Genomic DNA, 13,247 nt, shown 5'->3' with positions numbered 1-13,247 from the left:
AAAAACACCCGGCCTTTAAGGCTATCTGGGAGTATAGGCCCCGGTATTCGACCCTCCTTGGCTGACGTGACCACGTCGGAATTCACACAGCATACCTTCTAAGCAATTACTGCATTTTCATCGTGGATGAAACATCCTCTATGCGTTTACTCACCTCGTCAATAAATAAATTATGTAAATCCTCAAGATCGTGTTCCTCGTTATTCATAAAAGCAATGATTTTTCCCTCGAGATCTTCTATATCATGATTAGTTTTGTTCATTACAATGCTGTTAAAAAAAACAAGTAGATTAGGCTTAATCTTTTCAAGATAATTCCGGTAGAGCTCTTCATCTTGTTTCAACACTTGAATACAATCAATAAACTCATTGAGACATTCTTGACTCACATTCAATGCCGGATATTCAAAATACAAGAGAAAACAATTACAGGCATAGATCAACCCATCTGGATAACGGTTATTTAAAATAGTATTAATTGGTATAATAACCGGATCTTCATAATTCTGTTCTGCAAATGGATCATGTCCTGCTTCTATTAAAATACGAAGCAATTCTAGATTTTTAAGTGGAATGTTCTTAATGAAGTCCTTATCATCGAAATAAAGATTAATATCTGCTCCCCGTTCGAGTAACAATTTTACAGCCCCGGTATTATTTAAAGTAATGGCATAATATAGTGGGGTTTTACCATTTTTATCTTTTTTATTTATATCTTCATCTGGTAAGTTTGAAATATAGTCCATGTATTTTTCATTTATTTCATCCGATTGCGCCCTAATGAACTCTTTTAGAGAAAGCAAATCTTTTAATATACGTGCATGATTTTCATAATATTTTGGTTCTTCGATATTCCTATCACGCAGCAAAGTTTCATTAAAATTATTAAGTGATACTATAGTTGAGTCTAAACCCATTAAAATATAGTCTTTAGCAGAAGCAACAATCATACGATTATTTTCGCATATATCATTTAATTTCTGAACTTCGTCACTAAGTTCACGGTAGATATAACTTAAGTCAAGATCTGGATTATCTATAGCGAGTTGCATGATTTCATTAAGTTTATTGAGTTTATCTGCAAAATATTTCTTAATTCTAGGTTCATAATCTTTGGAGGTATCAGAAAACAATATTTCATTTTCAAAGAATGAACCATCTATCTTAATTTGATTTTCATATGAATATCCCTGAACCCCTTCTTCTAGAGCATTAGCAAAAAAGATATTATTTAGCTTAGTAGTAAGAACTGAAGAACCTATTCTTATAGAGCTCATATTATCAATTCTAGATTTGGCTTGTTTTTTTAACAAGTCATCATAGCCATCTAATGATGCTAAACCTTCAATACATATTCCAAGTGATTCGGCCGCACGAAAACTATCATTTAATCCGTGTCCAAGAGGGTATAATGGTGTAAAAAACGAATCCCCAATTAACACAATATAATGTTTGTTAAGACTTACATGAGCTTTATTACATAGTTGGCTGTCACCTTTAAAGGTTGTTATTTTGAGTTTATCTTTGTTGGGATTAGACCTACTTTTTGTAAATGTAATGTTTATTTCATCTTCACCTATTTTCAACTTAGTAGCCACATCAGATTTCACTTTTTCAATGACTGTAGCCTCTTTGACATCATTTAAATTTTTTCTAGCAACTACCAGATGAATTTTTTGCTCCGTTAATAATGCAATCTGTTGTTTTGCATCTTCTTTAATATCTTTTAGCAATTTCTTATTTTCTTCATCTAAATCATTTCTCTTAAGTTTCTTATCTATCTCAGATATAGATTCGAATAGAGCCTTTATTTCTGAATCTATTATTTTTAGATTATCGTCTATCTGTTTAAGCTCATCATCAATAGCTTTAATAGTATGATATAGGTTGCTTCCTATTTCACCAATATACCCAAAATTTACATACTTTTCATTGCTCTTATACAAAGAGTTTTTATCAAACCGTAAAAAGTATAATAAATCAGTTTTTTTAGTATTGAATAAATTAAAATGGCCGCGTTTTTTATACGCTGCTAGAAATTCTTTTTCTGGAAGAGTTTCTCTTAAACTACCACCATTATTCATAGATAATCTAACAAAGGTACCCATATGGTATGTATCATTCATGAAAGATAGTTTTTTAGGTGTTTTCCTGATTACTTGCTGTTCTCTATTAAGGTTGCTATTGACTAAATCTAGTGTCTCAGCTCTTGCACCATCTGCAGCTATCAAATATTCGAATGTTACATCTGAGTACTCATCTTCATGTAAATCATGAAGTGTAATAGTTCCAGTTCCCAATTGACATACAACAGGCAAAGTTTGATACCGGTAATCAATTTGAAGAAAAGTATATGTATCTGTTAGATCATCGATACGCCTTTTGATAAACCTTTGTATACTACTTATCTTCATTTCCGGAGCAATAGAAATGTTGTTTAAAAACTTAATATCACCATCATCAAGAACAGCGACAAACATATTTAAGAGATTTTTTTTTGCATCATTATCTAAAACGATATACTGAGGCCGTAAAGCTAAATCTTTTTCTGCTCTTTTTTCAATCATCAAAATATTGCAAAAACGTGGCGAGTGTTGTTGAACATCCCAAAGTGCATGATAAGCTGCCATTAGCCCAGATGGCCCCATACCAACAATAACTACTTTATATTCTGATTGAGGTTTATTTTCTTCGCCTAAATATTCAATCTTATCACTTCTCATAATTACACCCAGGAGATTTTAGTGAAATTTATATACACTAAGTATAGTATGCTGGGTGTAAGATGGTGTCCGGAAAGGGAAATAGCCCCCAAATCGCCATTTTGTGTCTAAAAATCATCTTATGTCGATCGATTTGATATGAAAATATGCTTTGTGACTTTAAAGGTTTAGGTGAGTCCGAGGATCTGGAACAAAAATCGACATGAGTCAAACTTACTGAACACACTTTTATAAATTTGCATAGAGAGTTTTAGAGCAGTTATCGATCAACGAGTTGGTGTATGATACATAGTTTATCGACTAAAATAAAAAGAAGAATCATAATAATAACTACTCACAAAATGTGCCACGACAAATGTCTTTCTAACTCAATGAAACGAATTATTGGGCTTAAAGCCATCCGCAATGAGCAAACCATCACCCACATTTCCAATACTCATGAATGCAGTCGTGGCCTTTTATGCCCAAAGAGATAAAGCGCTTCTTGCAGCCAATCAAGCATTTGAAGAAGATAATAATGAGGCGTTCTATTATAGATCCCCGTAACCAAGGCTTTCATTCATCAGGTTGTTCTTACTGCTGATAAGCTATTTCATTGTAGCGAAGGAAATTTAGCTGGAGTGGATGTAGATTCTCTATACTGTACGTTTATTGCCAAAGCGGAACATCGCGATCATGAAACTTGGGGCATTCAGCTGCTTGATTTGCAAAAATCAGGATATGCGCCGCATACAACTTCATTGCCCCTCGCTCGCCTAGTATTCAATAAAATGCGGTGTTTTTGAACCATGACTCAATTTCAATTAAATTGATAGAATTAGTATTATTTGGGTTTTAAGCAAAATGGCGATGTTTCGTGAGTAGCGGTGGGGTCTTCTGTTTTCTTTGTATAGAATTCTTTATGAGTTTCATAAAATTTTTTTGCAGATTCCTGCTCTTCTTGATGCATCTTGCGAAACTCTGTGTCAATTTCCTTTATTTCTTTGTTGTGAGTATTATATTGCTGTAACCATTTAAGCATGGTATTCCCCCTGTGAATGAAAAATACAATCAAGTCAAAATATGGTCAGAAATTAATTTTTGACTAATCAATTTCTGACCATCATACTGAATTGATTAATTAGTTACAAGCTAATCTTGAAAACTATAATCATAGTGTTGGTCCAGTTCATTGTTTTCCTCACATTCACGTAATAGAAATCGATCTCGTGTTGATTTCTGTTCGAAAAATCTGATTCCAAAGAAGGAATCAGTGCATTTATTTGAAATATGTTTCGGGTACCCAAAAGCAAAATCTTTGCCAGCCAAGATAATATTAGCTGGATCTTTCTCACTTTTTGTTAGTTTAAGCAGGTTTTCAAAATTGCTCTTAATATCATTTAACTTGGATTCTAATTCATCGTGTGTGTCATAATCGCCTTTTAAAATCGACCGGATGCATTTATGCAGTGTGCTTAAATAAATTTCATCCTCTCCAACGCGCTCAAAAACTTGATTAAACCGATCTAATACCTCATCTCGTGTTTTTCTATCACACATGTTAACGATTATTTGTTGCGCTTCTTTTTTATTTATTTTCGCGTCATAAAAATATGAAGCTTTTTGCTTATAGATTTCCTTAACAACTGCTTCTGTGCTATTTATGGTTGCTCTTATATGCTTTACTTCTTTCATGGTTTTGTCATAGTCATTTTTTAAACTCTCTAAATCTTCTTTACGATTTGCTGCTTTTTTTTCTGCTAAATAAGTAAGTAATGACATTACCGCCATGACAATTATAGCCATAAGAATAAAATTGAATGAACGGTTAGCACGGTCTTCAGTTTCATTTTGGGTATTGTTTTCCCAGCCATAGTATATATTATCGAGCATCACAAGTAATGTGCATATTTTAAGCGACGCGGCCTGTACAGATTTATCTACAAAACCATGCCTAAGATTTCCCGTTTGCCCAACCAACAAATCCGGTAATAAGTCCAACACTTTCCTGGAAAAATTATTTTGAAAAATATCAAGCTTTTCTTGTTGATTAATTTGTGTTTTGTCCCGAAATTGCTCTTTAACTTCCACTAGTTTTATTTTATTAACCATGTAATTGATACTATTTTCAATCGAACTGCGAGTTACCCAACCCTCGCTATTTAGATTAAGCGGCAAATTGGGTTCATTTATTATTCGTTCAAATATTTCTTTTTCTTTAGTTTCTGAAGTAACCCCAAGAGCATCCAAAACATTATTTATAATCAATCCCAATGCTAAGTCTAACCTTGAATCAACTAGGATTTTGTTGTATTTATTTATCCAGGATTGTTGATTATAACGAAAATTATGAAACATTTCATAATTCAATTTTGTTACATTTTTTTTAGATTGCTCATGTGTATGATTATGGTCATGTTCGCGGTGATAATTATGATTTTGAGTATGATGTTTGCGATGACCTTTCTGGTGTATTTTATTCGGGTTCTTAGAACGGATAAGTATTATTCTTGAATTCATGATCGACTCCTATTCAATGTGTATGTTTAATAGTCATTTTAAGGCGTGGTTATTAAGTGAATATTATTCAGATTGGCTAAAATGCGACATATGAATTATATCTAGTATGCATTTTTGTATAGGGGTTCTGTGTTCAATAAAACCAGTTCGGTTGTTATATGCAATTATATCTCGAGTCGTTCAGGGGCCATGCATGCCTTTTTTAGGTGAATATATTAAGTGAATAGTTGTGGCTTTATTTTTAACGCTATTAACGATTAGTAAATAAATTATAACTAATGCCACCAGATATAAATGGTTATAACAGTGATTTTCTTGGTTTTGCATTGGGGCTAATGGCTCTTATTTTGAATGATTTATTATTGTGCATACTAGTGACAAGCAACTGCTTAATAAAAATAAACCACCAGAAATTTTAAATGGTAAGCTCAACTCAATGCTCATCAGTGGGGCTACAAATAATCCGACACATAAAATACTAAGAGCCATAAATGTTGAAGCAAAACCTATTATCAAACCCCGGTGCTCTGAAACCACTTGTGATTCTAATAAGGCAATACCCGCAGGCATAGCAAAAACCTGGCCAATTGCGAATAAGGCCACTGAAATGTAGACAGTGTGTTCACGCTTCCAGATGAGTAATATGCTCGCGATGAATAGTGTAAGATGAGAAAAGATAAGAACTTGTGATGGCACCTTAAGAGCGATAATTTTGGTGATAACAACAAAAATACTTAATAAAACATATATCATACCCATATAAGATACAATAGTACCTATTTTAACAAGGTCTATTGATTTTTGTTGTATCATAAAAACTGTTAATAAATGAGTAAAAATTTCGGTGCCAAAGATATACAGACACCAGATGAGTAGTGGCAACCAAATTTTCATCATTGATTTGGGCTTCTGGCTTGATTTGATATCTTGATGTTTGTTGGCTGTCATGGGAATAGCTACTTTGACAATCACAACCATGAGGCACAGATAAAAAATGAGCAAGATGAAATACGGTAAGCCTCTTAGTACTTGATGTATGAAGGAAAATTCATAGGTCATTGCACCTAAAAGTGGTCCAATCAGCCAACCACTCCCAGCGCCAATCTCTAGTGTCGCCAGGTTGAAAATCTTTTTTGATTGCTCACTTATCGAACAGACAATGGCTTTACTCACAACAGCTGTTGACTCACCCAACCCAGTCAAGAATAAGCCAAAGAAAAAAATATATTGATCCTCCATACGTATTGCGTAGATGATGAGGAGATTCGCCAAGATAACGCCAATAACAGTCAATTGAAGTACTTTTTTAGGGGCATAAGCATCATATTGGCGACCAACTAGCATAGAAAAGATAAGGCTGCCAAGAGGGTAACTGGCAATAGCGTATCCAATAGCAGTGCTGTTTCCTTGCCAAAGAGAATGATTACCTATGAAAAAAAAAGGAATAATCGTGATCGATAGAGAACGCGACATATTATTTAACAACAATACTAATCCGAGGTATAGTTTTAAACTCACATTGATTCTTTAATGATGTTGCTATTTAATTAAACACAGGATAAATTATTAGATATTTACCCTATTAACGATAACATAAAATTAAAACAGCTAATCGATTAAGACAGTCACGATGCTGCCAAAAAACCGATCCACCTAATTTTTAAATATTTGATAAAAGGTATCATAGTTTAATTCTATTATATACTTCATAATATGTAGATGAACTATATACGCCATGAATAAGTTTGACTTCAATCATCCAATTATCCACTCTGGAGCACTCGACGAGTTCTGCCAACCATTTTTTGAGCTGTCGAAGATAAAAACTTTTGGCTTCATAGAAGTCTATCAGAGCGGGAAATTTATCCAATTAGAAAGTAATTCAAAAATTTATAGCGATTTATTGGCTTCAACGTTCTTGCATGATTTGCCACTGGCAATACTTAACTATTCCCAAAAGCCAGGTTTTTATTTGAACGAGTACTCTAATGTACAAAGCGAAATAATTACCAGGTTAAAGAAAAAATATCATCTTGCCAATGGTATCGGTTATATTGATTTAGTTGAAGATAAGGCAGAGAATACATATAAGATATGTCATTATTATTTCTCAAGTCATGAAGACAATCGTGAAATTGTGTGTTTTTATCTCAATGAACAAGCAAAATTGTTAGATTTTTGCAACCATTTTTATCAACGCTTTCAGCCCTTAATAGGATCCCTGAAGAAATTTGACATCGGTTCTGAGTTTAAAGAATTATTTAACATTAAATTTCATGAGTTCATCAATAAAAATTTGCAGCAACAAAATGACTGTAAGTTAAACAGGGATGATAATTCCTATGTATTTGATTATGATAGTATTCCATTTAACATAAAAAACATTCCGAAATTAGGCACTCGGGAGAAAGATGTCATCTATCTTTGGTATAATGGATTTTCTGTCCATAAAATTGCCGAAATTCTAGAAGTCTCAAGTCGAACCATTCAAAGAACTTTTCACATAATCATGAACAAACTAAATTGCACATCAAAAATTGAAATCATCAATAAATTATGGGGTCCCTCAAAGGGGCATCGTTAATTTAATCCCATACGGCGTTGGTGCATAAATAAAATTTTGGACGATGACAGATTCAGGCTTTACCCCAATTAAGGGGGCACTTTAATCAAGTTAGTTTATACTAACTAATTGATTTCGCGATCAAATTGGAGATTAAAGTGCCTAAGCATAATCTTATCTTAAATTTACCTGGATTTACCATAGAAAAGGTGAGTGGTTATCAACCACTAATATTAGATGTATCTTATAATCGATTACCCCGCTGTAGTCATTGTGCAAGCAAAGCGGTTCGCAAGAAATCCTGCTATGCTCGTGAAGTAGCGCATGAGCTCATTGGTCATCGTCGTAGCCTGTTGCGATTTAAAGCCTATAAGCTCTATTGTAATGCGTGTAACTGTTATGGGAATCAGCAATTTCCAGGTATCAATAAAACATCAACGCTCAACCTGGCGCTTACAGCGCTGCTATATTCCACGCCCATACTCAAGGCATCTCACAAAAAGACTTGGCCCAGCAATTTAATAAAGGGAAGGCAACGATAGAGCGGTGGTATCATCGCCACTATAAGGAGCAAGCTCGCGAGCTGATGAATACTCCATGCCCCATCGTTCTTGGTATCGACGAACATTTCTTTAGCCGTAAGCAATGATTCGCTACGACTCTTTGTGACCTTCGTAAACATAAGATTTTTGATATTGTCAAAGGTTGTAGTGAGCCTGATTTAGCAAAGTACCTTCGTAGTTTAACGGGTCGAGAAAAGGTAAAGGTCGTCTGTATGGATTTAAGTAGTACCTATTGCTCTATCGTTAAAAAATATTTCCCAAATGCAAAAATAGTGGCCGATAGATTTCATGTCATTCGCTTGCTACAACATCAATGCATGACAACCTATAGAGAGCTATCCAGCAAAGTAAAAAGTAATCGTGGCATATTGGCTCTATTAAGAGCACGACCCGATAAATTATCGCCACAGAAGCTTCATAAGCGTGATGTTTTTCTTGCTGAAAACCCAGCAATAGACGCTATCTATCAATTTCAACAACAGCTTCATCAATTACTTTATATAAAGCAATGAATCAACACTGGTGTCGTAAACATATACCTAAATTTTTAGACATGATTAATGCGCTTAAGAATAGCTCCTTTAGCGCTCTGGTTTCACTTGGTAAAACGTTCCATCTATGGCAAGAGGAGATTGTTAGAATGTGGCGGTTTAGTAAATCAAATGGCATCACTGAAGGCTTTCATCGTAAGATGAAACTTATACAACGGAGAGCTTATGGCTTTCGTAACTTTGAAAATTATAGAACCCGTGTTAGGGTGTTGTGTTGTTAATTGGGGAGTGCCCCCGTAATTGGGAAAGACCCCAAGATTTGGGGTAAATCGTTGATTTTACTAAGCTAAAAATGGCGCGCCCGGAAGGATTCGAACCTCCGACCCCCTGGTTCGTAGCCAGATACTCTATCCAACTGAGCTACGGGCGCGTTGACTGGCGGAGAGAGAGGGATTCGAACCCTCGATGGGATTTCTCCCATACTCCCTTAGCAGGGGAGCGCCTTCGACCACTCGGCCATCTCTCCAATCAATGGTTGCGCAGTATAACAGGTATTTTTATGTCGTCAATATGCATTACCTATAAATTAAGGTTGAATGCGGTGGGGAAAAAATTATAAATTGCCAATATGATCTATAATTATGCAAAGGAAGATAAATTGCTTTGTTAATCGTAGAGTATTCATTTTTTTCAAGAAGTTAGTTTAATAATTTTTTATGTAATGCTTTATAAAAATTTCCAAATTTTCATGATTACTGCTACTCTTTATCATTCATAAATCAGAGCTGCTACCAGTGAAGAGGTATGTAGTTCAGTTAAAGGATCTGGATTATTTCTAAAGAAACATGCTTCTCAGTTTAATACAGAATAATTGGGGGTAATCTACTCTTTAACGCAACATCGTTGCAGCGATGTAACCGCACTTTAAAAATAAGGAGGATCGATGAAACAGAAGTCGAATTTACATGGTCGAGATGTGTATATTGTTGATGGAAATCGAACACCATTTCTCAAGGCCAAGGGAGTAGGTCCTTTTTCTGGATCTGATTTAGCGGTAGCTGCAGGGATAGCATTATTAAATCGACAACCCTTCGCTCCAACAGAGTTGGATGAAGTAATTATTGGATGTGCAATGCCTAGCCCAGATGAGGCAAATATTGCTCGCGTAATTTCTTTGCGCCTGGGTTGTGGTGAGAAAGTACCTGCATTTACAGTGATGAGAAATTGTGCTTCCGGGATGCAAGCATTGGATAATGCAGCCATCCAGATTGCAAACGGGCGCAGTGATTTGGTTCTTGCGGGGGGCACAGATGCAATGAGCCATGCTCCATTATTGTTCAACCAAAAAATGGCATCCTGGTTAGCCAGTTGGTACTCTGCTAAGGGTATGGGTCAAAAATTAGGGTTAATCACACAGTTTAGACCAGGATATCTTGCCCCTGTGATTGCTCTGCTACGTGGTCTTACTGACCCTATTGTCGGTATGAACATGGGACAAACCGCCGAAAAAGTTGCTTACCGCTTTAATATTACTCGTGAACAAATGGATGAATTTGCCAATCAAAGCCATTTAAGACTGGCAAAGGCTTATGATGAGAATAGAATGGAGGAAGTAACACCGATCATTGGCTCTAAAGGGCATATTTATTCAAAAGATGATGGATTACGAGCAGATTCAACCGTAGAGAAATTAACGAAATTAAAGCCCTTTTTTGATAAAAAATATGGCATGGTAACTCCGGGTAATAGTTCCCAAATCACTGACGGGGCTTGTTTGTTGTTGTTGGCCAGTGCAGATGCAGTGAAAAAATATGGTTTGCAGGTGATGGGAAGAATAGTGGATTCACAATGGGCAGCTCTTGATCCTTCGCAAATGGGACTTGGGCCCGTACATGCAGCAACTCCTATCTTACAAAGACACAAATTAAAACCAGAAGACATGGATTGCTGGGAAATTAATGAGGCGTTTGCCGCTCAAGTTTTGGGTTGTGTTGCTGCTTGGAATGATGAGAATTATTGTCGTACCCAACTAGGTTTAGAAAAGGCGTGGGGGGGCCCCTCATCTGAGAAACTTAATCGTGATGGCGGTGCAATTGCAGCAGGACATCCTATAGGCGCAAGTGGTGCACGTATCGTATTACACGTTTTAAAATCATTAGAGCAAAGAAATGAGTCGCGAGGAATGGCTTCTATCTGTATCGGTGGAGGACAGGGCGGGGCTATGTATCTTGAACGAGTGACTGAGGTGAAAGGACATGAATAATTATAAACATTGGGACTTGAAACGCGATAGCGATAATATCCTGTGGTTAGGACTGGATAGAAAAGACACATCTATAAATAGTATTAATGAGGAAGTGTTAGATGAACTCAACAGCCTTTTGCATGAAATCACACAAGATAATAATGCTATTGGCTTAATTGTTTATTCAGCTAAAGAAAAAGGATTTATTGCCGGAGCAGACGTAAATGCCTTTTCAAAATTTGAAACTCCAGCCCAAGCAGTAGATTTCTTGCGAAAAGGGCAAGCTGTATTTGCTCGTTTACAGGCTCTAAAAATTCCTAGTGTTGCCATGATTGACGGATTTTGCATGGGTGGTGGCTACGAACTAGCTTTGGCCTGTACCTACCGAGTCGCTAGTGATGAAAAAGATACTCGAATCGGTCTGCCTGAAGTGATGTTAGGTATACATCCAGGTTGGGGCGGTTCTGTACGATTACCTCAATTGATTGGTGGTTTTAACGCTTTGTCACAAATCATTCTAACCGGTAATGCAGTACATGCTGCAAAAGCTAAGAGCTTAGGTATGGTGGATGAGGTTGTTCCTCTACGTCAGCTAAAACGGGCAGCGGTTTATTTCATTAAAAATAAACCACCAAAGCATAAACCTTCATTTGTACAAGGACTTACTAACAGTGCTTGGCTAAGAAAACCTATTGCTGCTTTAATGCGTCGTACTATTGCTAAACGAGTGCGAAGAGAACATTATCCTGCACCTTATGCCATTGTTGATTTATGGGAGAAAGAAGGCGGTACAGGCGATAGGGCTTATTTGAAAGAAATAGATTCTGTGGAGCATTTAGTATCTACTGGAATTACTTCAAAAAACTTAATCCGTGCTTTTACCTTGCGTGAACGTTTAAAAGGTTTTGCAAAAGGCAGTAATTTCAATGCAAATCATGTGCACGTTATAGGTGCTGGTGTCATGGGCGGCGATATTGCTGCATGGTGTGCTCTACGCGGCTTGCGAGTCACTTTGCAAGATCAGTCTTATACTCAAATTGCTCCGGCAATTGGGCGTGCATACGACTTATACAAGAAAAAATTACGAAAGCCGCGCCTTATACAAGCTGCAATGGATAATTTAATCCCTGATCCTGAAGGGCATGGTATTGCTCGCGCTGACGTGATTATTGAGGCGGTATTTGAAAATCTTGCAGTAAAGCAAGAAATCATGAAAAAAGTTGAAAAACTTGCCAAGAAGGATGCCATCATTGCTACTAATACCTCCAGCATTCCATTGGATGAAATGAGTAGCGTCATGATTAATCCTAATCGTCTGGTTGGAATTCATTTCTTCAATCCTGTTGCTAAGATGGATCTGGTTGAAGTAGTGAGCAGTACACAAACATCGAAGAAAGTTGAGCTTAATTCGTGCGCTTTTGTCAATCAAATTGGCAAACTGCCATTACCGGTTAAGTCCAGCCCAGGATTTTTAGTAAATCGCGTATTGATGCCTTACCTCATGGAGTGCGTACAGCTACTGGATGAGGGATATAGTGCTGAAACTATTGACGAAGCAGCTCTGTCTTTTGGTATGTTCATGGGGCCTGTAGAACTTGCTGATACAGTGGGGTTAGATGTCGGTTTGGCTGTTGCTGAAAATTTAACAGGACACTTTGGAGGAACTGTACCACAAAAGCTGCGTGATATGGTTAAAGCAGGCAAACTTGGTCGGAAAACAGGTCAGGGGCTTTATCAGTACAAAAATGGGAAACCAATTAAAAAACAACCTACCACACCAATTCCTCCTCATATTGCAGATCGCTTAATCCTAAGAATGGTTAATGAATCAGCAGCTTGTTTACGCGAGGGAGTTGTTGCTGATGCAGATTTGCTTGATGCAGGTATGATTTTCGGTACAGGGTTTGCTCCGTTTCGTGGTGGCCCAATGAACTATGCTAAGGATTTTGGATCAAATAATTTGGAAAATTTATTTAAGACTCTTGAATCCAAGTATGGTGAACGTTTTAAAGTGGATGAAAGCTTTTAATTGGCTTTTGTTATTTTTATGAAATATTGAGCCTGGGTTGCGTTATACTCCATCCAGGCTGCTTTCTTTTCATTCATCAGACTATGGTTATGGATAATTCACTGAAAATAATCTTCATTAAACAAAGGTTGTTTT

The 13,247-nt window shown here is 36.4% G+C and carries 7 protein-coding genes, 2 tRNA genes and 1 pseudogene; 4 read left to right on the top strand and 6 right to left on the bottom strand.

The genetic code is table 11. The features are described from left to right. Window positions 1-106 precede the first annotated feature (106 nt). From Lpar_RS13850 to Lpar_RS13835, 4 genes are all read right to left on the bottom strand, one after another. The gene (locus Lpar_RS13850) at window positions 107-2,722 is read right to left on the bottom strand and encodes an ankyrin repeat domain-containing protein (RefSeq protein WP_058518480.1); all 2,616 of its coding nucleotides are present in this window, start codon (window positions 2,720-2,722) and stop codon (window positions 107-109) included. A gap of 823 nt (window positions 2,723-3,545) precedes the next feature. Beyond that, window positions 3,546-3,743 (bottom strand): hypothetical protein, encoded by a 198-nt coding sequence (locus Lpar_RS13845; RefSeq protein ID WP_058518479.1) that lies wholly within the window; start codon window positions 3,741-3,743, stop codon window positions 3,546-3,548. Window positions 3,744-3,853: 110 nt separating this feature from the next. Next, window positions 3,854-5,221 (bottom strand): hypothetical protein, encoded by a 1,368-nt coding sequence (locus Lpar_RS13840; protein WP_058518478.1) that lies wholly within the window; start codon window positions 5,219-5,221, stop codon window positions 3,854-3,856. A gap of 342 nt (window positions 5,222-5,563) precedes the next feature. Next, entirely contained in the window at window positions 5,564-6,739 is a 1,176-nt protein-coding gene (locus Lpar_RS13835; protein WP_058518477.1) for an MFS transporter, read from the bottom strand. A gap of 217 nt (window positions 6,740-6,956) precedes the next feature. On the opposite strand from Lpar_RS13835, the gene Lpar_RS13830 reads away from it, so the two are divergent. Together Lpar_RS13830 and Lpar_RS13825 are read left to right on the top strand one after the other, a co-directional pair. Further along, window positions 6,957-7,805 carry a helix-turn-helix transcriptional regulator gene (locus Lpar_RS13830; RefSeq protein ID WP_058518476.1) on the top strand — a complete coding sequence of 283 codons (849 nt, stop codon included), beginning with the start codon at window positions 6,957-6,959 and terminating at the stop codon, window positions 7,803-7,805. A gap of 137 nt (window positions 7,806-7,942) precedes the next feature. Then, a pseudogene (locus tag Lpar_RS13825) lies at window positions 7,943-9,119 on the top strand (ISL3 family transposase). A 72-nt stretch (window positions 9,120-9,191) separates the two neighbouring features. On the opposite strand, the gene Lpar_RS13820 reads toward Lpar_RS13825, so the two are convergent. Together Lpar_RS13820 and Lpar_RS13815 are read right to left on the bottom strand one after the other, a co-directional pair. After that, a tRNA-Arg gene (locus tag Lpar_RS13820) sits at window positions 9,192-9,268 on the bottom strand. 6 nt (window positions 9,269-9,274) lie between these two features. Then, window positions 9,275-9,364, bottom strand: a tRNA-Ser gene (locus Lpar_RS13815). A gap of 417 nt (window positions 9,365-9,781) precedes the next feature. Here Lpar_RS13815 and Lpar_RS13810 point away from each other — a divergent pair. Together Lpar_RS13810 and Lpar_RS13805 are read left to right on the top strand one after the other, a co-directional pair. Beyond that, window positions 9,782-11,101, top strand: a complete 1,320-nt coding sequence (locus Lpar_RS13810) for an acetyl-CoA C-acetyltransferase (protein WP_058518475.1) — start codon at window positions 9,782-9,784, stop codon at window positions 11,099-11,101. Then, window positions 11,094-13,112, top strand: a complete 2,019-nt coding sequence (locus Lpar_RS13805) for a 3-hydroxyacyl-CoA dehydrogenase NAD-binding domain-containing protein (protein WP_058518474.1) — start codon at window positions 11,094-11,096, stop codon at window positions 13,110-13,112. Before Lpar_RS13810 ends, Lpar_RS13805 begins: the two co-directional genes overlap by 8 nt. Window positions 13,113-13,247: the final 135 nt, after the last annotated feature.

Origin of the sequence: Legionella parisiensis, from assembly GCF_001467945.1 — a bacterium.
In the GTDB taxonomy this organism is placed as follows: Bacteria; Pseudomonadota; Gammaproteobacteria; order Legionellales; family Legionellaceae; genus Legionella; species Legionella parisiensis.
Note: the sequence above shows the minus strand (reverse complement) of the source record. Positions and strands in the feature narration are given on the sequence as shown.